Source organism: Microbacterium marmarense (genome assembly GCF_037204165.1).
GTDB lineage: Bacteria > Actinomycetota > Actinomycetes > Actinomycetales > Microbacteriaceae > Microbacterium > Microbacterium marmarense.
Map to the genome: position 1 here is coordinate 1059809 of NZ_JBBDGL010000001.1, position 24778 is coordinate 1084586.

The following is a 24778-nucleotide window of genomic DNA, read 5'->3' on the forward strand; positions in this document are numbered from 1 at the left end:
GCGGGCCCGCTAGACGGTCGCCGGCGCCAACAAGCTCTTCGACGAGACCGAGCGGCGTCGTGCCACCGCGATGACGGTGATTGCGAAGCCGATCAGCGTCCAGACGACTAGCCCGGCGATCGCCGCGCCGTAGCCGGTCGTCGCGGTGAGCGCGGCGAGCATGCCGTTGTAGGCGGGGGTAGTGGGCAAGAGTGCGGCGAAGTCGGTGAAGACTCCGGGCACTGTCGACACGATCCCGGTAGCGAGTGCAAGCACGCCGATCATGGCGGCGACCCAGCGCCCCGCTCCACCGAGCGCAGCGACGAGCGCTTGGTTCACCGCCGCGAAGGCCACGCCCGCGACGATCGCCATTGCCGCGAATGCGAGCCACGTTGACCAGTCGTACGACGCGGCGAACTGCACGACTGCAGCCACGAGCAGGCCTTGCGCTGCGCCGATGGCAGCAGCAGGAGCGAGGCCCCGAGCCGCCAGCAGTGCAGAGGGCTTGCGTGAGGTCAGTGCCTGTCGTGAGACAGCCTGCAGAGCGATGAAACTTCCCAGGCCGCCGAACCAGAGTGCGAGCATCGCGAGCAGAGGAATAGCCGAAGCGCCGAACAGCTCGTTGCCCGCGCCCTCAGCCGAAACCGGATCAGCAACCACGGTTGCCAGCGCGTCGGCCTCGTCTTCGGTGTAGGTGGGAATCTCTTCGCTTGCGGTGCCAAGGCCGCTGGCGAGCTCGCTTGTGCCGTCGGCGAGCTGTCCGGCGCCGTCAGCAAGTTCTTCAGCCCCCGTAGCCGCGTCGGTGGCTCCCATAGCCCATTCGCTCGAGCCGAAGGCCCACGTGTTCACGCCGGAGCCGGCGGCTGCCGCGCCGCTCGCCCACTGGTAGGCACCGTCTGCCCATGTATTGGCTCCTGCGCTCGCCTCAGACGTGCCCGCAGCCCACGCCTCAGCTCCGCCGGCCCACGTCGTGGTGCCGTCAGCAAGATCGTCGGCGCCAACCGCAAGGGCGCCCATGCCGAACGCGAGCTCATCGAGGCCGACTGCTGTTTCGGTGGCGCCGTCTGCGAGCGCAGACACTCCTGTTGCCAACGAATCGGCTCCCGCAGCTGATTGTTGCAGCGCGGCGACCAGTTGCGGTTCGAATTCGGCCAGGCCAGCAATCCCGTCGGCGATGTTCTGCGAGTCGTCGAGAATGCCGGTGATAGCGGGCAACGCCTCATTGGCGGTATCGGCGACATCTGTGATGGCCTCGCAGAGCGCAGCCGAGCCGCCCTCTGCGAGACAGCTGGCAGCCAGGGTGTCGAGCTCTGCTGCGGCGTCTGTCACGGTGGTTTCGATCTGGCCGCTGTTGTCGGCAAGGGTCTGCGCTGCGACGACGAGCTCTTCGGGAACATCGGGAAGCGCAGCCACCTCGTCAGCCATGACGGTGAGTCCATCGGCGAGCTGTGCGGCGCCATCGGCGCTCTGATGCGCGCCGGCAGCCCAGCTGTCCAGTCCCTCAGCCGCTTCTGTAGTTCCCGCCGCGAGCCCGGCCGCACCGGTGGCTATGCCACTCGTGCCGGCTGAGATCTCGTCTGCACCGTCGGCGAGTTCCTGTGCGCCCGTCGAGAGCTGGCCGATACCAGTTGAGATCTCGCCCGCACCAACCGCCAGTTCTGCGGCACCGCCCGAGAGCTGACCGAAGCCAGCCGAGATCTCGCCCGCACCGGCCGACAGCTCTGTGGCGCCGCTCGCCAACTGGTCAACGCCGTCAGCGAGACTGACGGTGCCCTCTGCCGCGCTGGCAGCACCGTCGGCCAGTTCACCCGCGCCATCTGCCGCTTCGCTCAGTTGTTCGCCCAGGGTAGTGAAGCCGAGGAAGACATTTTCGAGATACACCGTCGACAGTTCGGATCCCATGAGAGACGCAGCGGCGGTCGCCACCTGCGAGGTAATCGCGTCGTCGACGATCAAGCTGTCTGGGGGAGTGGTGACCTCAATCGTTGCCTGCTCGGGAGTTTCTCCGGGGCGCGTAGAGAGAGCAGCGGTCGAGAAGTTCTCGGGAATGGTGATCACCGCGGCATAAGTGCCGTCCGCCAGGCCCGCCTCGGCCTCGTCGGTGTTTGACAGCGTCCATGTGAGGTTGCTGTCGAGACTGTCTGAGCCCTCGACGAGACCGGCGGTGAGTTGGCGGCCCAACGGCACCATTTGACCGTCAACGTCAACCGGTTCGTCGTTGTTCACGATTGCGGCGTTCAGATTATCGAGACGCTCGGTGGGGTTGTACAGCGCAGTAATCAGGATGCCGCCGATGATGACGGGCAGCAGCAAGACACCGATCAACGTCAGCCACGTGATGGGGCTCCGGGATTGCGAGCGTTCTAGGGGGAGAGTCATGCGTTCACCTCAGCGGTGGAAGGAGTGGGAGAAGGATGCTGTGTGAGGCCGATCGACGCAACGTCGCTGAACCTCGCTTCGGCGAGCAGGGAAAGGGCCGGACCCTCGGCACGTGAGACGGTCACGACCGTGAGGGCAGCGCCCCGCTCGGACGCACGCTCGATCGCGTCCCGCAAAACAGCGGCCGCCTGGTCGCGCTCGGCGCCTTCTAAGACCTCTGGCGCTTCGATAACGACGGTTCGAGTGTTGCCGGCAAGCGCGCTTCGCAGTTCTTTGACCGGGTGCTCCGCAGTAGAAAGCAAAGCCACGCCGACATGGGCGCGAACCCAGGCAGCTCGCCCGGGAAGCAAATGGCCTCCGACGCGCAGCAGACCTTGATCGGGGGTGATTCGACCCGCCACGGCAAGGGCAAAGGCTCTTCCCGCGCGAGCGTCTCCAGTGACAACCAGTGCAGATCCCGGTTCGACGCGGAACGTCGCGCCAGCGAAGAGGGTGACTTCGCCGTTTCGGTTGCCGCCGTCGGCATGCACGGCGACATTCTCGCCCACGACGGCAGCTGACGTATTGGGTTCAGGCCAGTTCGCCAACTCGAGTTCACGCTGGACGGCTTCACCTTCAATATCGAAGTGGGGTAGGGCCTTGTCGAGCCACCGCGGAATCCACCATGACTTCTCGCCGAGTAGCGCCATCAGAGCGGGGATCAGTGTCATTCGCACCAAGAACGCATCGATGGCGATACCAGCGGCGAGTCCGAGCGCGATGGGCTTGATCGAAGAGTCGCCTTCGGGCACGAAGGCGACGAACACGGCGAACATGATGACGGCCGCTGCGGTGACCACCCGCGCCGAGGCAGTGAAGCCCGATCGAACGGCACCGAGCGCAGTCTTTCGATCAGCCGCTCCGCCAGGCGCGCGCACAGCATGCACGTAGTCCTCGCGCATGCGTGAAACCAGGAACACCTGGTAGTCCATGGCCAAGCCGAACAGCACGCCCATGAGCAAAATGGGCATGAAGCTGATGATGGGGCCCACCTTGGCGACGTGCAGCGCGTCGGCGAACCACCCCCACTCGAACACCGCCGCCACAACGCCGAACGACGCGGCCACCGACAACAGGTAGCCACCGGCGGCCATGAGCGGAACCCAGATGGAGCGGAAGACGATCATCAGGAGGATCAATGACAGGCCAACCACAAAGATGCCGAACGGGACGAGCGCGGCACCAAGCCGGTCTGAGACATCGATTCCGACAGCGGTGAATCCGGTGACCTTCAGATCAACACCGTATTCCTCGAGAAGCCGATCGTGTTGGTCCCGCAGTGTTCGAACGAGTTCCGCTGTTTCGGGGGCATCTGGAGCAGTCTCAGGAATGATCTGGATGAGTCCGGTATCGGCTGTTTCGTTGGGTGTTGACAGCGCTACTTCTTTAACACCGGGAATCGCTTCGATTTCGGTCGCCAAATCGTCCATGAGGCCGAGCGGATCCGTCGATGTCACGATTGTGCCGGTCATGATCAGCGGTCCGTTGGCGCCTGGACCGAAGGTTTCTGCGGTGAGGTCGTAAGCCTGGCGTGCTTCGCTTGAAGTCGGTTGCACGCCCGCGTTGGGAAGGGCAAGCGCAAGACTGCTGGCAGGCACGGCCATCACACCGAGGCCGACGATAACCGCGATCGTGGTGACCAGCGGATGCTTCGTGACAAGCATCACCCAGCGGTTCGACTTCGGTGGGGTATGCGCAACGACTGTCTGCTCTTCGTCGTCTTCGGTCGGTTGCGCCGGCTTCTTCTTTGCAAAGCCCCAGCCGACCACCCGGCCTTTGCTGAATCCCAGCAAAGCGGGAGTGAGAGTGACAGCGACGACTACCGCTATCGCCACGGCAACCGCGGCGGCAACACCCATCGTGGTGAGGAACGGGATGCCGGCGAAGCTGAGCCCGATGAGGGCGATCAACACCGTGATGCCGGCGAACACGACCGCGGAGCCAGCCGTGCCGGTGGCACGCGCGACCGACTCTTCGGGGTCGATTCCCTCGCGTACTTGATCTTGATGTCGGGCCACGATGAACAGTGCATAATCGATGCCGACGGCTAAACCGAGCATGATTGCCAGCATCGGCGTTGTGGAAGAGACCGATGCGAACGCGGTCGACACGAGGATGAGCGAGATCGCCAGCCCCACGCCGATCAGCGCGCTCACGAGGGGAAACCATGCGACCGCGAACGAGCGGAACGTGACGATCAGCACGAAGAGAGCGATCAGAACCCCTACCGCTTCGATCAGCGACAACGCGGGAATCGCGGCTGCGAACAGCTCGCCTCCCATGGCTGCGTTCGCACCCTCGGGAAGCGTTTCGCGCAGTTCCGCAGCAATGTCGGTGAGCGCCGACGTCGTGGCGCTCGAGACGCTGGTCGCATCGCCGTCTAGCTGCACGGTCACGATGGCAGCCGATTCATCGTCAGCGATCGTTCCATCGATCAACCCGTCGAACGGGTCGGCGACTGCTGCCACGCCATCGACGCTCTCTAGATCGACGATGGCGTCGGAGATGAGCTGATCGTATGGAGCCTCGGTGATGTTGTCGCCGTCAGCGGCTCCGACGATGAGTGTCGCGCTCGCGCCACTGGCCGATGGAAAGCTGCGGCTGAGCAGTTCGAGCCCCTCTTGGGACTCAGATCCTGGAATGCTGAACGAGTTGTCGGTGCCCTTCATGAACACTGCTGCGCTGCTGCCGGCGATCGCCAGTAGCAGCAGCCAGCCGACGAGAACCCGCCACGGCCGGTTGTACGACCAGCGTCCGAGCGAGTACAGCAGAGTAGACACAGCGCCTCCGTCATTCAAGTGCCAATGCGAAACAGATACACCGCTGTATCGGATACGTCAGTGTATCGTAGGCGAGTCTCATGCGTTCAGGCTGAACAGAAGATGAGAACCAAGGAGAACTGATGTCAGAGAGCATGGCCTCGCCCTCACGCCGACGAGAAGCCACACGGCAGAAGCTACTGGATGCCGCCGCTCAGGTATTCGCTGAAGTCGGCCTCGATGCGGCTTCGGTCGAAGAGGTGTGCGAGAGAGCAGGGTTCACTCGCGGCGCCTTCTACTCCAACTTTGAGTCCAAAGACGAACTCTTTCTTGAACTCGCCGGACGAGTGTCACTCTCGCGGGTAGAGGCCGTTCGTGCGCGCGTGAGAGCGCTTGAGCAAGATGGCGCATTGAACGGCGGAGAAACGAAGGCGTTGCAGGTCATTCAACAGGTTCTCGATACGACAGCGTCAGATCGGCTGAGCGTGCTGTTGATGAGCGAAATTCGCATCAACGCCTTGCGCAACCCGGGCCTTGCGGCCGCATCGCTCGCTCAAGAAGACGAGTTGCTGGTGAGCGTCACGCAGATCGTCGACGATATCTCTCGAGCGAGCACTCTTGTCTGCGTGTTACCAGCCGCCGACGTCGCTCGAGTCATGCTCACCACCTGGGAAAGTGCGTCGGTGCGGGCGGTGATGGCTGGGCTCAATCACACTCAGATGCGTGAATTCGTCAGCGCTGAGCTCGCGATCGTAGCCCAACTGGTCATTCGGCCGCCGCAGAGCTGAGCAGTGCATGGCAGCGGGTGATGCGCTCGCGCCACCAGTCCGCTCGATCTGCGCCGGCCGCGCTCGCCGCGAGCAGCGACGGATCCGCGGCGATCCGGTCGACCGAAAGGGCGCCGCTCTGCGGGGTCAGGGCGGGAGAGGTCACGTCGCTGGTGAACAGCGCTGCGGTGCCGAGGCCGCAGTCGTAGTCGAGTTGCTCTAACGCAGCCGCAAGAGTTACGCCCATCGATAGTCCGATTGAGGTATCGAGAGCGCTGGATACGACAGCGGGCAGGCCAGCTTCGGCGACGATCTCGAGCGCGCGGTTCACTCCTCCGAGTGGCTGCACTTTGATCACCAGAAGGTCGGCTGCCCCGGCGCGCGCGACGGCGAGAGGATCAGCGGCTTTACGCACGCTCTCATCTGCCGCGATGGGAATGCCCATGTACTTCACCCGCCGCCGAATCTCAGCGAGTTCGTCGACGCTCGCGCACGGCTGCTCAACGTATTCCAGATCGAATTCGGCCAAGGCATGAATGGCATGCTCAGCTTCGTCGATGTTCCAGGCTCCGTTGGCATCAACGCGGATGCGTCCCTCTGAGCCCATTGCCTCACGAACTGCCTGCACGCGGGCCACGTCGTCGGCGAGCGTCTGGCCTGGTTCAGCGACCTTGACCTTGGCCGTGCGACACCCGTCGAAGCGGGCGAGAATCTCCGCCGCAGCGGCAGTGCCGACAGCCGGAATGGTTGCGTTGACAGCAACTTGATGCCGCAAAGCCGCGGGTTGCGGCATCCACCCGAAGTCGATTGCCCCGGCAAGCCATGTCGCCGCTTCGGCATCGCCGTACTCGAGAAAAGGCGAGAACTCCGTCCACCCTTCTGGCCCTTCGAACAGTGCGGCCTCGCGCACGGTGATCGAGCGGAACTCAGTGGCGAGCGGCAGCGCAACAATGCGCGTACTCGCGAGGATGTCAGCGAGCGTTGGGAGGATCATGTGATCATCATGGCAAACCTATGGGTGCCGCGAGGGATTTAGGCTGAGAAGCATGCTTCTCGACACTCCCGTGCGCCTCGGCGTGCAGATCGCTCCCCAGCACGTGACTTACCCTCAGATCCGCGACGCTGTTCTACGCCTCGAAGAGATGGGCGTAGACATTCTGTTCAACTGGGATCACTTTTTTCCGCTGTCGGGCGATCCCGAAGGTTTGCACTTTGAGTCGTGGACGATGCTCGCCGCCTGGGCGGAGCAGACCGAACGGGTGGAGTTCGGCGCGCTGGTGAACTGCAACAGCTATCGCAACCCCGATCTGCAGGCTGATATGGCCCGCACAATCGACCACATCTCGGCACGAGGCGGCGAAGGCCGGTTCATCTTCGCGACCGGCTCAGGGTGGTTTGAGCGCGACTACACCGAGTATGGCTACGAATTCGGCACCGCCGGCTCTCGACTGAATGACCTCGCCGACGGACTTGCGCGGATCGAGGAACGGTGGCAGAAGCTCAACCCCGCGCCCACGCGCGAGATCCCGGTGATGATCGGTGGCAAAGGAGAGCAGAAGACCCTGCGCCTGGTCGCGAGGCACGCCGATATCTGGCACAGTTTCGTGGCTGCCGAAGAGCTGCCTCACAAGCTTGAGGTTGTCGAACGGTGGGCAGAGAAGGAGCAGCGCGATCTGTCGAGACTGGTGGTCTCGAATGAGCTGCACCGACGCAGTCAAGACGACGCCGACGAACTATACGCGGCCGGCACGAGACTGTTCACCCTCAACTTCAGCGGGCCCGACTACGACTACGAGATCGTCAGATCATGGTTGCGTTGGCGTGACGCGAAAAACGGCTGACTCAGTCAGACTCACGAGAGCCGCAACGCGACGCGCTGAGTAAACTCGCGTGGGTGAACGCTCAGAGCACTTCGTCCCGTTTCGCCCTCGATATCGAGGCTGTGCCGCGCCCAGCGCGTGCGCAGGCGCTGCTTGACGCCGTGCAGAACAGCGTCGTCATCGCAGACGGTGCGATGGGCACCATGCTGCAACGGCACGAGCCGACACTCGACGACTACCTGCAGCTCGAGGGTTGCAATGAGATCCTCAACGTCACACGCCCTGACATGATCGCGGCCATCCACGACGAGTACCTCGCTGCCGGTATCGACGCGATCGAAACCAACACCTTCGGCGCGAACTGGTCGAACCTTTCGGACTACGACATCGACGATCGCATTCTCGAGCTCGCCACCGCCGGTGCGCGCATTGCTCGCGAGCAGGTTGAAGCGGCCGAGGCCGCCGACGGGCGCATGCGCTGGGTGCTCGGGTCGATGGGGCCCGGCACCAAGCTGCCAAGTCTTGGACACACCACCTATGACCACTTGAAGCAGACTTTTGCGCTGCAGGCTGAGGGACTCATCGACGGTGGCGCAGACGCCTTTCTCGTTGAGACCTCACAAGACCTGTTGCAGACGAAAGCCGCGATCAACGGCTGCAAGCAGGCCATCGTCAATCGCGGTGTTCGGCTTCCGATCCTCGTCGAGGTGACCGTCGAGACCACGGGAACAATGCTGATGGGAAGCGAAATTGGCGCAGCCCTCACTGCCCTCGAGCCTCTCGGCGTCGATGCAATCGGCCTGAACTGCGCCACCGGCCCGGCCGAGATGAGTGAGCACCTGCGGCACCTGTCGAAGCACTCCAATGTGCCGGTGGCCTGCATGCCGAACGCGGGCTTGCCCGTGCTAACCGCCGATGGCGCGTACTATCCACTGACTCCGAACGAGTTGGCCACGGCTCACGAGCAGTTCGTGCGCGAGTTCGGTGTCGGTCTGGTTGGTGGATGCTGCGGCACTACGCCCGAGCACCTGAGTGCCGTCGTCGAGCGACTGCGCTCGGTTGATGCCTCGACCAGACGCACCGCCGCGCCCGAAGCGGGCATCGCGAGCCTGTACCAGCACGTGCCCTTTGACCAAGATGCGTCCTACCTGGCGATCGGCGAACGCACCAACGCGAACGGCTCGAAGGCGTTTCGCGAAGCGATGATCGAAGGGCGATGGGACGACTGCGTCGATATCGCTCGCAACCAGATTCGCGTGGGTGCGCACCTGCTCGACGTGTGCACCGACTACGTGGGGCGCGATGGCGTCAACGACATGCGCGAGATCGTTTCACGCTTTGCCAGCGCCTCAACCCTGCCGCTCGTCATCGACTCAACTGAACCAGCGGTGATCGCCGCGGGGCTTGAGTTGATTGGTGGGCGCCCGGTCGTCAACTCGGTCAACTACGAAGACGGTGCGGGGCCCGAGAGCCGCTTCGGGCGGATCATGCCGCTGGTCAAAGAGCACGGCACTGCGGTGATAGCGCTCACCATCGACGAAGAGGGGCAGGCTCGCACCGGCGATGACAAGTTGCGTATCGCGTCTCGCCTCGTCGATGACCTGGTGCAGAACTGGGGCATGCGTGTCGAAGACATCATCGTCGACTGCCTGACCTTTCCGATCGCCACTGGGCAAGAAGAAACGCGACGCGATGGCATTGAGACGATCGACGCCATTCGCCGGCTCACCGCCAAGTACCCGGGCATCCACACCACGTTGGGAGTCTCGAACGTGTCTTTCGGCCTCAACCCCGCGGCGCGAAGCGTGCTCAACTCGGTCTTCCTGCACGAAGCCGTCGAAGCTGGGTTGACGTCAGGAATCATTGACGCCGCGAAAATCGTGCCACTCGCTTCGCTGTCAGAAGATCAGCGCAAGGTTGCGCTCGATCTGGTCTGGGACCGCCGCGAATATGACGCGGAGGGCAACCTCACCTACGATCCGCTCGCTGTGATGCTCGACCTCTTTGCCGGAGTCGACACCGCCGCGCTTCGCGATCAGCGTGCCGCTGAACTTGATGCACTCCCCGTCGGGGAGCGGCTGGAGCGTCGAATCATCGACGGTGCAGCCAAGGGGCTGGAGGCCGATCTAGATCTCGCCCGCGAGAGCGGCTTGACGGCGCTCGAAATCATCAATAAACATCTGCTCGAGGGCATGAAGGTTGTCGGGGAGCGCTTCGGTTCGGGTGAGATGCAGTTGCCGTTCGTGCTGCAGTCGGCAGAAACGATGAAGGCGGCCGTCGCCCTGCTTGAGCCGCACATGGAGAAGTCCAATGCGTCGGGCAAAGGCAAGATCATCCTCGCGACTGTGCGTGGCGACGTGCACGACATCGGCAAGAACCTTGTCGACATCATCCTCACCAACAACGGCTACGACGTCGTGAACCTGGGAATCAAGAAGCCAATCGCTGAGATCATCGCGGCCGCTGAAGAACACAACGCTGATGTGATTGGCATGTCGGGGCTGCTGGTCAAGTCAACCGTCGTGATGAAAGAGAACCTGCAGGAGCTTTCCTCTCGGGGTCTGGCGAAGAAGTGGCCGATCATTCTTGGCGGCGCTGCCCTCACCCGCGCCTACGTGGAAGATGACCTCGCCGGTCTCTTCGACGGTGACGTGCGCTACGCACGAGACGCGTTCGAGGGACTGACACTGATGGAGCCGCTGGTGGCGATTGCCCGCGGCGCCGACCCGGCAGAAGTGGGCCTGCCGCCGCTCAAGAAGCGCATTCATCGCTCGGGAACCCAGCTCACGCTCACCGAGCCCGAAGAAATGCCCGCGCGCTCCGACGTTCTGGCCGACAACCCGGTGCCGGTGCCGCCGTTCTGGGGCACCCGCATTGTGAAGGGTCTCGCACTCGCCGACTACTCGGCATTCCTTGACGAGCGGGCCACATTCATGGGGCAGTGGGGGCTGAAGCCGGGTCGTGGCGCCGACGGTCTTTCATACGATCAGCTGGTTGAGGCCGAGGGCCGCCCTCGCTTGCGCTATTGGCTTGACCGCATCTTGTCTGAAGGCATGCTCGATGCCTCGGTTGCCTACGGCTACTTTCCGGTGCAGAGTGAGGGCGACGACCTGATCGTGCTTCACCACGGCGATGACCGCGAAGGAACGCTTGGCGCCGCGGGCCTGCTCGCTCCAGACGGTGGCTCTGACGGTCAGCTTGGCGCCGAACGACTTCGGTTCCATTTTCCGCGCCAGCGCCGTGATCGCCACCTCTGCTTGTCAGACTTCGTTCGCTCGAAGGAGTCTGGCCAAATTGATGTGATGCCGGTGCAGCTTGTGACTGCCGGTGCGGCTATCGACAAAGTCACGGCGAAGCTGTTTGCCGAAGACCGCTATCGCGACTACTACGAGCTGAACGGTCTTGTGATGCAGCTGACCGAGTCGCTGGCTGAGTACTGGCACGCCCGAATTCGTTCCGAGCTTGGCTTCGCCGATGAAGAGCCGAAAGATGTCGCGGGACTGTTCAAACTCGAATACCGCGGCGCGCGATTCTCGCTCGGCTACCCGGCGTGCCCCGAGATGGAAGACCGACGCAAGGTGGTTGAACTGCTGAGGCCTGAACGCATGGGCGTTGAATTGAGCGACGAGTTGCAGCTGCATCCCGAGCAGTCGACCGACGCATTCGTGTTCCATCACCCCGAGGCCAAGTACTTCTCGGTGTGAGGTGGCGCACCGAGTTTCCGGCGAGCCGTTCGTGGCGGCTTAGCCAGCGACTTGCTGGCCGCACATTCCGCAGGTGCCGTGCGACGGCACTTCGACGTAGCAGTCGGGGCAGAGGATCTTCGGGCGCTCGGGAACCGCATCTGCTTTGCGGGCGGCCGGGCGGCGTTCGCGCTTCTTCGTCACCGAAAGCTCCGGTGCTCGTGCGGGGGGCTTGGGCACATGCACGCTGCAATACAGGCGCACGAAGCCGGCGTGGTTGTTGGGATGCCGGTGCTTGACCGCCCACATCACCGTTCGTGGGTTCAGTGAAGCATCCGATCCACAGCCAGCGCAGCGGGTGGGCTCGCCTGGCAGTACCTCGGCCGCCGAGACTGGAACGTCGAACGGCATCTCGTCGCGCCAGTCGGAGGAGGTGGTGATTTTCATCGGGGAGTCCTTTCGGCGGCTTCGACCCGAATGGGGAGTCACCTGGCTCTAGTGTCCCACGCGCAGTGGCTTCTCAACACCGCTTCGTGGTGTGCTCGGTTGCGCAGCGACGGGTTTAGCGCGCCGCAAGGCCGCTAGAACGGCGCTTCCCACCACGAGCAAACCGATCACCGTGGTGATCGCTCGCAGGGTGTCCCACGTGAGAGTGGAGCTCACTAGCGAGTAAACGAAGAAACTGCCGAGATTCTGCGTGAGGGGTGCCCCTGCTTCGTACGAGATTCCCGAACCCGTGCCGATCGCGAATGGCCAGAACCAGAGGTTCATGATCAGACCGAAGGCGTATGCGGCAAGCACCCCGTAGACGCTCAGCATTGCGATCTCGGCGCGAGCAGACCCTCTACCAGGAAGCAGGCCCGCCCCGGCACCGACCCAGGCGCACGCGAACATCTGAAATGGCGTCCACGGGCCGAACGTGCCTGTGACAACGGTCGAGAGGGCGATGGTCAGCAATCCGAGCAGCAGGCCAAACTTCACGCCGTAGGCTCGCCCCGCGAGTATCAGCAGAATGAAGACGGCTTCTACTCCGCCGACGCCGGTTCCCACAATGCGCACTGCGGCGCCGATCGCCGCCAATGTGCCCAGCAGCGCAAGGGTGTGTGCTGCGCGAACCGAGCCGTCGAGGGCTATCAGCACGACGATGGCAGCCACTGGGGCGAGTGCGAAGGCCGCAACAGGAACCGCGGCAGCCGACTGCGCGGGCACCGCGTATGCCATGAGCGGCCACGCAAACGCTGCGAGTGCAACGAGGTTCGCGGCAGCTAGAGCCACCCAGGGAGCTGAGAATGGCCACCCGCGCGAGCGAGCGGGCATGCCGGTCACGCGGCGTAGCACGACAGGCTGTGCGGGCTCGGGCGGCGGCTCGCGCCAAGCATCTTCGTGAGTCTGCGGCGTTTGCGGCGTCGCACCAGGGCTCGACACCTGCGGTTGCTCTGAGACGATCCCGTTCGCCATCGTCAGAGTTCTGTCGGCGAGGGCGGCAGCGAAGTCCCCATCGTGAGTGGCCATGAGCACCGCAGCGCCGTCAGAAGCGGCACGAGACAGTGCCGCAGAAACGAGCGCACTCGCCGCCGGATCGAGCCCTCGCGTGGGTTCGTCGACGAGCAGAACCGGTGGTGAGGCCACCAGTTGCAGCGAGATTGCCAAGCATCGGCGCTCGCCGAGAGAGAGATCGAGCGGATGCTGCGCTGCCAGCGCGAGGAATGCTGCCGACCCGGTCTCGTGGCCAAGAAAACCGGCGAACCGTGCTGCAGTCGTGCTTTGTCGTACGTGTGCACGGCGGTCTGCCCTCGCGCACTCCGAACCCACGCTGGTGCAGACGAACAGGTCATCGGAAGCGTCGGGCACCAGCGCGATCTTTCGCCTGGTCACCGCGACGCCCTTTACGGTGAGGTGTGCATCACGCGGCGGCAGCGCGATCGCGGCGAGCAGGCTCGACTTGCCGGCACCATTGGCGCCCCGCAGCGCGACGATCTCTCCCACCGCGACATTCAGCGAGGCGCCCCGTACTGCGGTGGTGTCACCGTGAATCACGGTGACGTCGTTCGCGCTCAACGCCACCGTCTCGCGCGCCGTCGACACCCGAGCGAGCATCGGAATGGCCGACGCCACCGCCTGCACCGGCACCGCGCGAGCAGCACCGTTGATGATCTCGAGACGCTCATCTGCGACGCATGAGAAGTCGGCATGTCGGTGTTCGGCAACGACGACGCTCATGCCCGCGTCGTGCGCAAGCGCACGGAGAAGCTCGACAATTCGCCGACGAAAGCGCGAATCAAGATCGGCAAGCGGCTCGTCGACGAGCAGCAGAATCGGATGCTCCACTATGGCGGCCGCGATAGCCACCAGCGTGGCTTCGCCAGCGGAGAGGCCTCGAACATCCCGGCCCAGCAGAGACTCGATGCCAATGCGGGAGGCGATCTCATCTACACGCGCGGCCACGATCACGGGAGCGACCCCGCGCAGCTCCAGCGTCAGACCGATCTCATCACGCACGCGATCAGTGGCGAAGCCCTCGCGGGGATTCTGCAGCACGACTCCGACTAGTCGAGCGGTATCTCGCGGTGGTGTAGCGACGCGATCGAGGCCCACGACGTCGAGTCGCCCGCTGATGGTGCCGCCATCGACATGACTGTGAAGCCCCGCCAAAGCCCGCAGCAGCGTTGACTTGCCGCTGCCCGTGGTGCCAGTGACGAGCGTCAACCGACCCGGGGCGAGGTCAAGCGCGTCAATGCGCACCGCTGGCGAGGGCGCGCCATGGTGCGTGATCGCTGCATCGAGCGCGTTGGCGGGATGCTCGCAATCACCCTCGGCTGCCGCTCCGGCCAACCCGCGAAGCTCCAGTGCCGACGCGATGGCCGTGGCGCGCTCGAGAGTGCGTTCGAGCACGGGCGCGAGCAGGCGCGGCCCACCTCGCTCGCCACGCAACCGCTGCGCGAAGCGCACCCGGCGCACCGAATCAGCCAGGGCTGGCAACGCGGCCCACGCTACCGCGAGTGTGCGCGCAACGCCTTTGAGCGGGCCACGCCGTGATCCACGGGCGAAGAGGCGTGGCACATCGATGAGCGCGTTGATGACGCCGAAGAGCAGAATGGTGAACGCGATCGGCATTGCGCTCGCCGCAGCATCCCACAGTCCATCTGTTGTGGCAGGCCCCAACAGCACGACATGGTTCAGCGGAGCCGGCAGGCGGTACTCGGGCAGTGCGAGCACCACCGTTCCTGACCCATCAGCGCCGTGAAAAAGAACCCGGTAAACGACACGAACCCCAACGAAGCCTGCAGCGAGAGCCGCGGCGGCACGAAGGGGTCCGGGTCGAAAGGTCACGTCAGGCGGTTAGTGTTCAGTCGCTGGGTGTTCAGGAGCTCGGTGTTCAGGCGCTGGGTGCCGCGGGCTCGCCGTTCAGAGTAAACAGCAGGGCGAGGCTCTCGCCGGGCTGCAACTGAAGCGTGCCGAGGCCTTCTTGGGCGTAGCCCCATTCGCCGTCGGCGGGTTGCACCCACATCGACCAGTACGCAAACGCGGCGGGCATCGACTCGCACGTCTCGAAGTAATCAGAACCGTCTTCTGCGGTCAGTGCATAGTCGGCGGCGGGAAAACCGTTGACACGGCAAACCACTTGGTCGCCATACTCGGCTGTGCCCTCAGTGGTGAGACCTGCCTCAGCTACGGCTTCACTGGCGGCGATCGCCTCATCCGTTTCGATACACGTGGTTCCGGCATCGGAGTCTGCCACGTCGATTTCAGGCAATTCGACGACGATTGTCACACCAGCGCACTCGCCGGAGCCGGCTTCGGTGGTTGCCGATGCCTCGGGTGTTGCCGTGGTGTCGGCAGAAGAACAGGCAGCGAGGGAAATTAGAAGGGCAGCGGCAGCAGAGGCCGCGAAAGCGCGCAGAGTCATGGTCACGATTCCAGGTTAGGGCGCGTGCGCCGTGGGGCTTCGCTATGTGTCTCACCATGAACTCTGCGCGTGCGTCGTAGGCTGGGCCGGTGAGCGTTTCCGATCTGTTCGATGAGAGTGAGTGGATGCTGGCGCCTGGCGCCGACGCATACACCGATATCACCTCGCATGTCTCCCTCGACGGGCGCATCGCACGCGTCGCCTTCAACCGGCCTGAAGTGCGCAATGCGTTCCGCCCCCACACCGTTGATGAGCTGTACCGGTCGCTCGAGATAGCGCGACAGGATCCGCGCATCGGTGTGGTGTTGCTCACCGGCAACGGTCCGAGCGAAAAAGACGGCGGCTGGGCGTTCTGCTCGGGCGGCGATCAGCGCATTCGCGGCCGGGATGGATACAAATACTCCGAGACTGACTCGGTCACCGACCCCGCGCGCGCCGGTCGACTGCACATCCTCGAGGTGCAGCGGCTGATCCGCTTCATGCCCAAGGTCGTTATCGCTGTTGTGCCGGGTTGGGCGGCTGGCGGCGGTCATTCGCTTCACGTCGTCTGCGATCTCACAATCGCGAGCGCCGAACACGGCAAGTTCAAACAGACGGATGCTGATGTCGGCTCGTTCGACGCGGGCTACGGCTCGGCCTATTTCGCACGCCAGATCGGGCAGAAGTTCGCGCGCGAGATCTTCTTTCTTGCCGAGGAATACTCCGCCCAGCGGGCGTATGAGATGGGTGCGGTCAACCGTGTCGTTCCGCACGCCGAACTCGAGCACGAGGCAATCGCGATGGCTCGCACCATTCTCACCAAGTCGCCGACGGCGATCAGAATGCTGAAGTTCGCTTTCAACGCGGTCGACGACGGTCTGGTCGGCCAGCAGGTATTTGCCGGTGAGGCGACTCGCCTCGCCTACGGCACCGATGAAGCCGTCGAAGGTCGTGACTCGTTCCTCGAGAAGCGTGCCCCCGACTGGTCGCCGTACCCCTGGCACTTCTGACGCGCATGGTGCGCTTATGAAGCTGCAGCCCGTCACCGGGGATGACCCCCGAGAGGTGTTGCGTGCGGTGCGATCCGCTCTGCACGGCGCCGGCCCCGCGCTCGCTCTGGGCGCTGTGTCAACGATGCCCACTGATGTGCGGGCCGGCACGGCGGTAGTGGTGACGACCTCGGGTTCTACCGGTGTGCCCAAGAGTGTCGCCTTGAGCCGAGACGCGCTGACCTCTAGCGCGCTGGCGACCGCCGACCGAATCGGCGAGGGAATGTGGCTGCTCGCGTTGCCGGCGAGCTATGTCGCGGGAATGCAAGTGCTGGTGCGCTCAATCGTGACCGATCGTGAACCCGCCATCATGAGCGGTTCATTCACGCCGCAAGGCTTTGCCGCAGCATCTCTCATGATGGTGTCGACTGATCGCGGTGAGCGCATTCCTACCTACACCTCGCTCGTGCCCGCTCAGCTGGCAAAGCTGCTCGACGCCGCAGAGCACGACTCGGCGGTGCGAGCGGCGCTTCGTTCGTTTGAAGCGATCCTCATCGGCGGCCAAGCAATGCCAGTGGCGATGCGCGAGCGGGCCGAGGCCGAGCAGGTGCGCATCGTGCGCACGTATGGCTCGACAGAAACCAGTGGCGGTTGCGTCTATGACGGGTCAGCCCTGCGAGGTGTGGCGCTCCGCGTCGAGCGGGGAGAGGTGCAGGTGTCTGGACCGACCCTCGCGGACGGCTATCTCGGCAACGACGAGCTCACCGACACGACTTTCGTCCGCGACCACAGCGGCGCGCGCTGGTATCGAACCGGTGACGCCGGGCTCATCGACGGTGGACTGCTGCGCATTCATGGCCGTATCGACAATGTCATCGTCTCGGGTGGCTTGAATGTCTCGCTTGACCGCGTCGAACATGCGGTGCGTTCGATCACCGGTCTGCACGGTGCGGTCGTCGTTGCGGTCGATGACGACAAGTGGGGCGAGGCCTCGGTTGTCGTGGCGCGGCGCGGCGAATCGCTGCGCCGCAGCGAAGCGGTGCAGTTGCAAGAGGCCCGCGATGCGGTCGCCGCACAGCTCGGTGCCCATGCGCGACCGTCGCGGCTTGTGCTCGTTGATGAACTGCCCATGCTTCCCTCAGGAAAGCCCGACCGAGAAGCGATTCGGCGGGTCGTGGGAGCTCTGCGCTGACGCGCCGATGAGCCTCGGCTTCGCCAGGTCATTGATTCGCGGTCTAGGATGACCACTCGTGGCAGGCACCTCCAGCAAGAAACGCAAACGTCCGGGCTCCAAGAAGCACGTCTCGCGCGGCAACCCGCAGAAGACGACCCAATCGCAGAACCCGGCGAGAGTTGAGAAAGCGCGAGCGAGCGACTGGATTGGTGCAGCGCGCCTTCGCACCCTTCCGCTTGCGGCGACACCGGTGCTGATTGGCACGGGCGCCGCCCTGGTGGTGACCGATGCCTTTCACTGGGTGATTGCGCTGTGCTGCTTTGTGGTCGCGATCGCGCTGCAGATCGGCGTGAACTATGCCAACGACTACAGCGACGGCATTCGTGGCACCGACGACTACCGTGTCGGCCCCGCCAGGCTGACCGGAGCGCGCAAAGCGAACCCGCGCACGGTGCTGCTTGTCGCACTGTCGTTCTTCGCGGTGGCCGCTGTCGCGGGCCTTGCGATCGTCATTCGCACTGAGCAGTGGTGGATGTTGCTGGTGGGCGTCATCTCGATAATTGCCGCCTGGTTCTACACCGGCGGCAAACGGCCCTACGGCTATTACGGCTTCGGGGAAGTTGTCGTGTTCGTCTTCTTCGGACTGGTTGCCACACTGGGCACAACCTGGGTGCAGGCTTTCGTACTCCCTCAGGAAGCATGGTTCGGGGCGATCGCGGCAGGACTGTTTGCGTGTGCGGTTCTGCTCGCCAACAACCTGCGCGACATCGATCAAGACCGCAAAGCGGGCAAGCGCACTCTCACGGTTCTGATCGGCAGAACGGCTACGCGGTGGCTGTTCACGGTATTCGTGCTGCTGCCTTTTGCTATTGCGATTCTTCTCGCTCTGGTCTATCCGATCGCATGGCTGAGCCTGCTGCCGATGGTGGCGGCCGTCGCGGCAATCCTGATTGTGTGGACGTATCGCGATCCGCGTGAACTCGTCGTCGCGCTGAGCGTGACGTCGCTCACCTCGCTGGCCTACGGCGCGGTGTTGTGCTGGGCGTTCGTGGGCTGAGCGAACTCAGTCTTTGGGAGAGTCCACGGCATCAGCCGCGGCGTCTTCTACGTCTTCGTCGGTGACAGGCGCGGTCGCGCGGGCGCGACGTTCCGCCATGCTGGCAGCCATGTCTTCGAGCGGTCGTCGCAAGAAGAGCATCGAGAGGCTCAGGCCGATGAGCGCAGCGAAGATTGCGGCCAGCCAGTAATAGTCGCGCATGATCGGAAACAGCATGAGCACGCCGAAAGGCACGAGAAATGCGAGCAGGCGCAACACCGAGTAGACGAGGGCGGAGCGAGGTTTCACACCTTCATCCTAAGCCGCGGTGCGAACACACAGCTTGCTCTACGTCAAGCGCGGACCGCGAGCGCGTTCTGGCGCATAGGATAGGGAGATGCCTCGGGTGCTGCTGATTCTGGCCCTGGTGGCGACCGCGTTCTGGGTCTTCACCATTGTTGATTGCGCCGTCCAGCCTCCGACTCGTCACCGCGGTGTGTCAAAACCCGTGTGGATTCTGATCGTCGTGCTGCTTCCGGTGCTGGGCGGACTGCTCTGGTTGAGCGTGGGCCGCATGCGTGCGGCGAAAGCCGCGGAGCGGCACGCTCCAGACGATGATCCCGAGTTTCTCGGCAAGCTCGGGTCGACAAGCGAGCAAGACGATCGCATCCGCCGACTCGAAGAAGAGCTCGCCCAGCTTGATAGCGAAGACGACGATCCAAAGTGGAAGACGAACTACAACGTCGTCGACGAAGACCCGCAGCCAAGCGATGCCGACACGGTGAGCGACCCAGATTCTTCGCCCCACGTCTCTGATGGTGACGACGACAACCGTGGTCACCGCGGCGCGCTCGGCTGAGATGGCCCGGCACGATCACCGGATCGCGGCAGCCGCGACCGATGCGGCTGCGGCGTTGCTCGGCGGCTTGGTCGAACTCGGCGTCGCCCATATTGTTGTGAGTCCGGGCTCACGCTCGCAGCCACTGGCGCTTGCCGCTGCCGAATTGGAACGACGCGGCATCATCTCGTTGCATGTTCGTGTCGATGAGCGGGTTGCTGGCTTCACAGCCCTGGGCATAGGCCGAGAGAGCAAAATGCCCGCCGTCGTGATCTGCACGTCGGGCACGGCGGTGGCGAATCTGCTGCCGGCGACCCTCGAAGCTCACCACTCCGGTGTGCCCTTGATTCTGCTCACCGCCGATCGCCCACCCGAAATGCGCGGGATCGGGGCAAATCAGACTACCCATCAACCCGGCATGTTCGCCCGCGACGCTCGATTCGAGGCGGATCTTCCGGTGCCCGTCGACATCGACGAGAGCGGTGATGGCGAGCAAAGCATGATGCTGCGCCAGATCGCCAACCAGTCGATGGCTGCTGCGCTCGGCGAAGGGCTGCGCTCGCCGGGGCCCGTGCACTTGAACGTTCCCTACCGCGAGCCTCTCGCTGGCGAATTTCCCACGTGGTTCGGTGACGCCTCTGCCGACACTGTTGCTTCGACACCCGAAGTTCGTGAGGCCTCATTGCCGGGCGATGAGCACGATGAAGATATGTCGGGAGCGCTGTATCAAGGCGGCGGGGGCATCGGTGAGTCCGATCTGCCGGGCGACACCGGCGACTTTCCGTTGGTCATCGACCGTGGACCGCGAACGGTTGTTATTGCCGGCGCCGATGCGGGTGCCGACGCCGAAGAGCTCGCGCATCTCGGTGGCTGGCCGCTCATAGCCGAAATCGTGAGCGGCGCCAGATTCGGCCGACAACTCGTGCACGGCTATCGCTCGTTGCTCGCCGAGGCCGAACTCGGCGGCATGATCCAGCGCGCCATTGTGCTCGGTCACCCGACCCTCAGCCGCGAGGTCGCGGCGCTGCTGGCCGACGCGCGCGTAGAGGTGATCGCATTGCGCGGCCCCGGCGAACCGCTCAACCTCAACGGTACGACTGTCGCGGCTGATGCGGTGGTTGTTGCCCCGGGCGAGACTGACCGCGAATGGCTTGGTGCATGGCTGTCGGCGTCGAGGCGACTCGCGGTAGATCTCACTCCGCCAGCGCCTGACGCACGTGCGCTGGCATCAGCCGAGCGCGATACCCGCCTTCCCGCGGTCGCCGCCGAACTGGCGGTTATTCGTGCACCTTTGAATCGGGAGTCGCTGGTCGATGCCGTCTGGCGTGCGACGTGGCCGCACGACAGATTGTTCTTCGGTTCATCGCGGCTCGTGCGAGTCGCTGACGCTGTGCTCGCGGGCAAGAAGGTGCCCGTGCACGCCAACCGGGGTCTCGCGGGAATTGATGGCACCGTTGCTACAGCCTTCGGCGTCGCCTTGGCCAGCCAAGCCGGCGATGCCGCCGGGGTTACGCGTGTGTTGCTCGGTGACCTCGCGTTTCTGCACGACGTCGGCGCGATGCTGATTGCGCCAAGCGAGTCTGAGCCGCGCATCCAAGTCGTGATCGGCAACGACCGCGGGGGAACGATCTTCGACAGTCTCGAGGTTGCTGAGGTTGCCTCAGACGATGCGATGAACCGAGTGCTCTACACCCCGCAGAGTGTGCGGATTGATTCACTCGCGCACGCCTACGGCTGGGAATACCACCATGTCAAGACGCGTGCCGCCCTCGACCAGGCGCTCACCTCGCCGGTCGGAGGAATGCAGATCATTGAGGTATCGCTCGAGCGGTAACCCCTGGCATCCTGACTAGATGATCTCAAGGAGAACACGATGATCGCCCGCAGCCAGAAACACTGGAGTGACGACGTGGCCGAGTTGCTTCGGGTGCGCCAAGGGTTCGTCCTCGCAGACGTCGACCCGCAGTCGACGCCGGGATATGAGCACAACAAAGCACACGCCAAAGATGATCTGGCCGCGGGGGCAGAGCAGCTCGACGAATACCAGGAGCGACTGTTTGCGCAGAGCCGCGTTGACGCCACCGACGCTTCGGTGCTGCTCGTGCTTCAAGCAATGGACTCGGCAGGAAAGGGCGGAATCGTCCGACACGTCGTCGGGTCGGTCGACCCCCAGGGCGTGGCGTTGACCGCCTTCAAGAAGCCGACCGAAGAGGAACTCGCGCACGATTTTCTCTGGCGTATCGAACAGCGTGCCCCTGAGCCCGGGTTCATCGGCGTTTTCGACCGCTCGCACTACGAAGACGTTCTCATCGGACGGGTGCGTGAACTTGCCGCACCCGACGAGATCGAGCGGCGCTATGGCGCCATCAACGACTTTGAAAAGCGGTTGACAGACTCTGGCGTCCGGGTGGTCAAGGTAATGCTGAACATCTCTCGCGAAGAACAGAAGTCGCGGCTGGCAGAGCGGTTGGAGCGGCCGGACAAATACTGGAAGTACAACCCGGGCGACGTCGATGAGCGACAGCTGTGGGACGACTACATGGCGGCGTATCAAACCGTGTTCGAGCGCACCTCAACTGAGCATGCGCCGTGGTACGTCGTGCCAGCGAACCGCAAGTGGTACGCCCGTCTTGCTGTGCAACACCTGCTTCTTGAGGCGCTCGAAGACATCGATCCGCGCTGGCCGGCAGCGACCTTCGACGTTGCGGCCGAGAAAGCGCGGCTCGCCGCCAGCTGAGCCTGACTAGGCGAGGGCGTCGATGATGGGGCGAAGTTTCACGCGCGTTTCAAGCAGTTCAGACTCGGGGATGCTGCCGCGCACGATTCCCGCACCGGCATGTGCGACAACGGGGATCGTCTCGTCGTCAGGCTCTCCGATTTGAGCGCAGCGCAGGGCGATCGCCCACTCACCGTCGCCGTTGCCGTCGACCCAACCCACCGGGCCCGCATAGCGCCCCCGGTCGAACGGCTCAAGGGCGCGGATCGCGCGAATCGCGGTCTGTGTGGGCGTGCCCGCCACCGCGGCCGTGGGGTGCATCACCCCCACCAAATCGAGTGCCGAAGCGTGGTGAGAGATGTCACCAGCGACGTCTGTCGCCAGGTGCCAGAGATTCGGCAGCTCCAGGGCGAACGGCTCATCATCGGCATGCAGGTTGGTGGCATGCGGCGCAAGGGTCTCGAGCACGCTGCGTACCGCGAAGCGATGTTCGCTGAGATCCTTCGCGCTGTGCGCAAGGGCATCCGACGCGACGACATCGTCACTGGCATCGGTGCCGCGAGGAATGGTGCCGGCGAGCACTCGAGCAGTGAGCCGGCCGCCGTGCACCGTCACGAGCGTTTCGGGACTTGCGCCCACGAGGCCGTCGACGGCGAACGTCCACGTATCGGGATAGTCATCGGCGAGAGCGCGCACAAGCCTGCGCAGATCGGCGCCCGCAGGAATTGTGCCGACCACGTCGCGCGCGAGCACGATCTTCTCGTAGTCGCCGTTGGCGATCGCAGTCAAGCCGCTGCTGACTGACGCTTGATAGCCAGCCGGGTCTTGGCTGCCCGGTCCGAGAGTCGCCGACCAGAGCGGACCGTATGGTCGGGCAATGGGCGCCTCGGTTGCGGCGATGTCGTCGGCCAGGTGAATGGAGGTGAGCCACGCCCGATCACCGGAGCGACCAATCACCGTCGGCGGCACGAGCAGCACGCTCGGTGACGCCGATGCCTCGGGGTCGAAAGCCAGGGTGCCGAAACCGACCAGCCCGGTGCCAGGAAGGCTCACCGCATCATCGATTTCGGCGGCCGCCGCAAGCTCGCGCCAGCGTGCCGCAAAGTGCTCGGGTGTCGCATCCGCTCCTGAAAGAGAGATCTCAACCAGGGGGATGCCGACACCGACGATTCCGCGATCACGCCGCAGCCATGCAAGCGGTGAAGCGGGGCCAGCGAACTCAAGCAGGTCGTCGACCGGGTCGATCTCGCGAGTTGTGACGACGAGTCGCGGCAGGCGAGGCGGTTCGGTCACACATCTCAGCCTAGACGCGTCCGGCGCGCTTAGACTCGCACGCGTGACTGAATCCGCGATCGAGAGACCTGCACCGGGCACTCGCCTCAAGTTTCGATGGCGCAAGTGGGATGGTGGCGTGCACTGGGTTCACGATTGCGTCTATCTGGGTCAGGATCAGTGGGGCGATTGGTTTGGGCAGATTCCGGGGTGGGGCAGCTCTCGACCGGCGCGATCGTTCGTCGCCGACCATGCCAATGTCACGTTGATGCCGCCGAGCGGCGACTATGCCTTCACCCACAATGCCGCGCCGCACCGCACTCGCGTGTACATAGATCTCGCGTGGGATGTGCGCTGGAGCAACGGTGAGCCGACCGGTATCGATATGGATCTTGATGTGGTCGATCGCGTCGACGGCGGGGTCTACATAGACGACCGCGATGAATGGGATGAGCACCGAGTGGGCTACGGCTACCCCGCTGACGTGGTCGAGTTTCTCGACGCCCTTGCCAGCGACTTGGAACGCGAAGTAACCGCACGCACTGCTCCGTTTGACGACACCACGGTCGCGCACTGGCTCAGACAGCTCGCAGCCCTGGAACTTGAGTAGCATCCATTCCAGACCAGCCGGCCCGCATGTCAGACGCCCTAGACTCAACGGGTGACCTCGAACGACGCTTTTTCGCCAGACTCTCACCGCGCTGACCTTCACAAAGACCCGGCGCGCGTCAGCGGAATGTTCGACGAAGTCGCCGCGGGCTATGACCGCACCAACACGGTGCTCAGCATGGGCAATGACCGGCTGTGGAGAGCTGCAACCACTCGCGCAATCGCCCCGAAGCCTGGGCAGCGCATTCTCGATCTCGCAGCAGGCACCGGCGCATCAAGTGTGGCGCTGGCGCGCAGCGGCGCCACGATCGTTGCCGCTGACTTCTCGCGCGGCATGATCGCCGAGGGTGTTCGTCGCTATGGTCCGTCAGCGGCGGGCGGAGGCGTCGAAAACCTCACGTTCGTGCAGGCCGACGCAACCGAGCTGCCGTTCGCCGACAACGAGTTCGACGCGGTCACCATGTCGTTCGGCCTGCGCAACGTCAACGAACCGAAGAAGGCGCTACGCGAGTTGTTGCGCGTGACCAAACCGGGCGGCCGAATTGTCATCTGTGAGTTCTCGCAGCCCCCGTCGCCCGCGTTCCGCGGCCTGTACCGTTTCTACAACGACCGCATCCTTCCCGTGGTCGCAAAGTCTGTGAGCTCAAACGCTGACGCTTACGACTACCTCAACGAATCCATCAAAGACTGGCCCGACCAGCCGACCCTTTCGGCGTGGCTGCGTGAAGCAGGCTGGAGCGACGTCGCCCATCGAAATCTATCGATGGGGATCGTCGCGCTTCACCGTGGCAGCAAGCCCAACGGTGCAAGCTGATCTCGCTTAGCCGTACCA

General features: G+C 64.0%; 19 protein-coding genes. 11 read left to right on the plus strand and 8 right to left on the minus strand.

Translation table 11 applies throughout. From position 1 onward, the window contains the following. Window positions 1-9 precede the first annotated feature (9 nt). Together WDU96_RS04825 and WDU96_RS04830 are read right to left on the minus strand one after the other, a co-directional pair. The gene (locus tag WDU96_RS04825; protein ID WP_337337348.1) at window positions 10-2358 is read right to left on the minus strand and encodes a YhgE/Pip domain-containing protein; all 2349 of its coding nucleotides are present in this window, start codon (window positions 2356-2358) and stop codon (window positions 10-12) included. Beyond that, complete coding sequence (locus tag WDU96_RS04830) at window positions 2355-5177, minus strand: MMPL family transporter (RefSeq protein ID WP_337337349.1); 2823 nt, start codon at window positions 5175-5177, stop codon at window positions 2355-2357. Before WDU96_RS04830 ends, WDU96_RS04825 begins: the two co-directional genes overlap by 4 nt. Window positions 5178-5299: 122 nt before the next feature. On the opposite strand from WDU96_RS04830, the gene WDU96_RS04835 reads away from it, so the two are divergent. Continuing rightward, the gene (locus WDU96_RS04835) at window positions 5300-5944 is read left to right on the plus strand and encodes a TetR/AcrR family transcriptional regulator (protein WP_337337350.1); all 645 of its coding nucleotides are present in this window, start codon (window positions 5300-5302) and stop codon (window positions 5942-5944) included. Here WDU96_RS04835 and WDU96_RS04840 read toward each other — a convergent pair. Then, on the minus strand, window positions 5922-6917 hold the full coding sequence (locus WDU96_RS04840; RefSeq protein ID WP_337337351.1) for an o-succinylbenzoate synthase: 996 nt from the start codon (window positions 6915-6917) through the stop codon (window positions 5922-5924). The genes WDU96_RS04835 and WDU96_RS04840 overlap by 23 nt on opposite strands. 52 nt (window positions 6918-6969) lie before the next feature. On the opposite strand from WDU96_RS04840, the gene WDU96_RS04845 reads away from it, so the two are divergent. Together WDU96_RS04845 and metH are read left to right on the plus strand one after the other, a co-directional pair. After that, window positions 6970-7764 (plus strand): LLM class F420-dependent oxidoreductase, encoded by a 795-nt coding sequence (locus WDU96_RS04845; protein WP_337337352.1) that lies wholly within the window; start codon window positions 6970-6972, stop codon window positions 7762-7764. A gap of 53 nt (window positions 7765-7817) precedes the next feature. After that, window positions 7818-11447: a methionine synthase gene (gene metH / locus WDU96_RS04850; RefSeq protein ID WP_337337353.1), complete on the plus strand. Its 3630-nt coding sequence runs from the start codon at window positions 7818-7820 to the stop codon at window positions 11445-11447. A gap of 39 nt (window positions 11448-11486) precedes the next feature. Here metH and WDU96_RS04855 read toward each other — a convergent pair whose 3' ends face one another. The 3 genes from WDU96_RS04855 to WDU96_RS04865 are packed head-to-tail and all read right to left on the minus strand — an operon-like array spanning window position 11487 to window position 15333. Beyond that, on the minus strand, window positions 11487-11873 hold the full coding sequence (locus tag WDU96_RS04855) for a glucose-6-phosphate dehydrogenase (protein ID WP_337337354.1): 387 nt from the start codon (window positions 11871-11873) through the stop codon (window positions 11487-11489). Between the two features lie 48 nt (window positions 11874-11921). Beyond that, the gene (locus WDU96_RS04860) at window positions 11922-14756 is read right to left on the minus strand and encodes an ATP-binding cassette domain-containing protein (protein ID WP_337337355.1); all 2835 of its coding nucleotides are present in this window, start codon (window positions 14754-14756) and stop codon (window positions 11922-11924) included. Between the two features lie 46 nt (window positions 14757-14802). Further along, window positions 14803-15333, minus strand: coding sequence for a hypothetical protein (locus tag WDU96_RS04865; protein WP_337337653.1), 531 nt, complete (start codon window positions 15331-15333; stop codon window positions 14803-14805). Window positions 15334-15422: 89 nt separating this feature from the next. On the opposite strand from WDU96_RS04865, the gene WDU96_RS04870 reads away from it, so the two are divergent. The 3 genes from WDU96_RS04870 to WDU96_RS04880 are packed head-to-tail and all read left to right on the plus strand — an operon-like array spanning window position 15423 to window position 18532. Next, window positions 15423-16322, plus strand: a complete 900-nt coding sequence (locus WDU96_RS04870) for a 1,4-dihydroxy-2-naphthoyl-CoA synthase (protein WP_337337356.1) — start codon at window positions 15423-15425, stop codon at window positions 16320-16322. A gap of 16 nt (window positions 16323-16338) precedes the next feature. Beyond that, a complete protein-coding gene (locus tag WDU96_RS04875; protein ID WP_337337357.1) occupies window positions 16339-17493 on the plus strand; it encodes an AMP-binding protein in 1155 nt (384 codons plus the stop codon). 58 nt (window positions 17494-17551) lie between these two features. Next, window positions 17552-18532 carry a 1,4-dihydroxy-2-naphthoate polyprenyltransferase gene (locus WDU96_RS04880; RefSeq protein WP_337337358.1) on the plus strand — a complete coding sequence of 327 codons (981 nt, stop codon included), beginning with the start codon at window positions 17552-17554 and terminating at the stop codon, window positions 18530-18532. Between the two features lie 6 nt (window positions 18533-18538). Here the strand turns inward: WDU96_RS04880 and WDU96_RS04885 are convergent, their stop codons facing one another. Then, a complete protein-coding gene (locus WDU96_RS04885; protein ID WP_337337359.1) occupies window positions 18539-18820 on the minus strand; it encodes a DUF4229 domain-containing protein in 282 nt (93 codons plus the stop codon). An 88-nt stretch (window positions 18821-18908) separates the two neighbouring features. On the opposite strand from WDU96_RS04885, the gene WDU96_RS04890 reads away from it, so the two are divergent. From WDU96_RS04890 to WDU96_RS04900, 3 genes are read left to right on the plus strand one after another with little or no spacing between them, the layout of a single operon-like run. Continuing rightward, window positions 18909-19370: a PLDc N-terminal domain-containing protein gene (locus tag WDU96_RS04890; protein WP_337337360.1), complete on the plus strand. Its 462-nt coding sequence runs from the start codon at window positions 18909-18911 to the stop codon at window positions 19368-19370. Window position 19371: 1 nt separating this feature from the next. Next, window positions 19372-21183 (plus strand): 2-succinyl-5-enolpyruvyl-6-hydroxy-3-cyclohexene-1-carboxylic-acid synthase, encoded by a 1812-nt coding sequence (menD, locus tag WDU96_RS04895; protein ID WP_337337654.1) that lies wholly within the window; start codon window positions 19372-19374, stop codon window positions 21181-21183. Between the two features lie 39 nt (window positions 21184-21222). After that, window positions 21223-22086, plus strand: coding sequence for a polyphosphate kinase 2 family protein (locus tag WDU96_RS04900; protein ID WP_337337361.1), 864 nt, complete (start codon window positions 21223-21225; stop codon window positions 22084-22086). A gap of 6 nt (window positions 22087-22092) precedes the next feature. Here the strand turns inward: WDU96_RS04900 and WDU96_RS04905 are convergent, their stop codons facing one another. Beyond that, a complete protein-coding gene (locus WDU96_RS04905; RefSeq protein WP_337337362.1) occupies window positions 22093-23358 on the minus strand; it encodes an isochorismate synthase in 1266 nt (421 codons plus the stop codon). A gap of 43 nt (window positions 23359-23401) precedes the next feature. Between WDU96_RS04905 and WDU96_RS04910 the strand changes: the two genes are divergently transcribed. Both WDU96_RS04910 and WDU96_RS04915 read left to right on the plus strand, forming a co-directional pair. Further along, window positions 23402-23947, plus strand: coding sequence for a DUF402 domain-containing protein (locus tag WDU96_RS04910; protein ID WP_337337363.1), 546 nt, complete (start codon window positions 23402-23404; stop codon window positions 23945-23947). 51 nt (window positions 23948-23998) lie between these two features. Beyond that, window positions 23999-24760, plus strand: a complete 762-nt coding sequence (locus WDU96_RS04915; protein ID WP_337337364.1) for a demethylmenaquinone methyltransferase — start codon at window positions 23999-24001, stop codon at window positions 24758-24760. Window positions 24761-24778: the final 18 nt, after the last annotated feature.

Excerpts from the sequence above, each read along its gene's own strand:
- WDU96_RS04825 (WP_337337348.1), bottom strand. The coding sequence starts at position 2,358 with ATGACTCTCCCCCTAGAACGCTCGCAATCCCGGAGCCCCATCACGTGG.
- WDU96_RS04835 (WP_337337350.1), top strand. The coding sequence starts at position 5,300 with ATGTCAGAGAGCATGGCCTCGCCCTCACGCCGACGAGAAGCCACACGG.
- WDU96_RS04840 (WP_337337351.1), bottom strand. The coding sequence starts at position 6,917 with ATGATCCTCCCAACGCTCGCTGACATCCTCGCGAGTACGCGCATTGTT.
- WDU96_RS04845 (WP_337337352.1), top strand. The coding sequence starts at position 6,970 with ATGCTTCTCGACACTCCCGTGCGCCTCGGCGTGCAGATCGCTCCCCAG.
- WDU96_RS04855 (WP_337337354.1), bottom strand. The coding sequence starts at position 11,873 with ATGAAAATCACCACCTCCTCCGACTGGCGCGACGAGATGCCGTTCGAC.
- WDU96_RS04865 (WP_337337653.1), bottom strand. The coding sequence starts at position 15,333 with ATGACTCTGCGCGCTTTCGCGGCCTCTGCTGCCGCTGCCCTTCTAATT.
- WDU96_RS04875 (WP_337337357.1), top strand. The coding sequence starts at position 16,339 with ATGAAGCTGCAGCCCGTCACCGGGGATGACCCCCGAGAGGTGTTGCGT.
- WDU96_RS04890 (WP_337337360.1), top strand. The coding sequence starts at position 18,909 with ATGCCTCGGGTGCTGCTGATTCTGGCCCTGGTGGCGACCGCGTTCTGG.
- menD (WP_337337654.1), top strand. The coding sequence starts at position 19,372 with ATGGCCCGGCACGATCACCGGATCGCGGCAGCCGCGACCGATGCGGCT.
- WDU96_RS04900 (WP_337337361.1), top strand. The coding sequence starts at position 21,223 with ATGATCGCCCGCAGCCAGAAACACTGGAGTGACGACGTGGCCGAGTTG.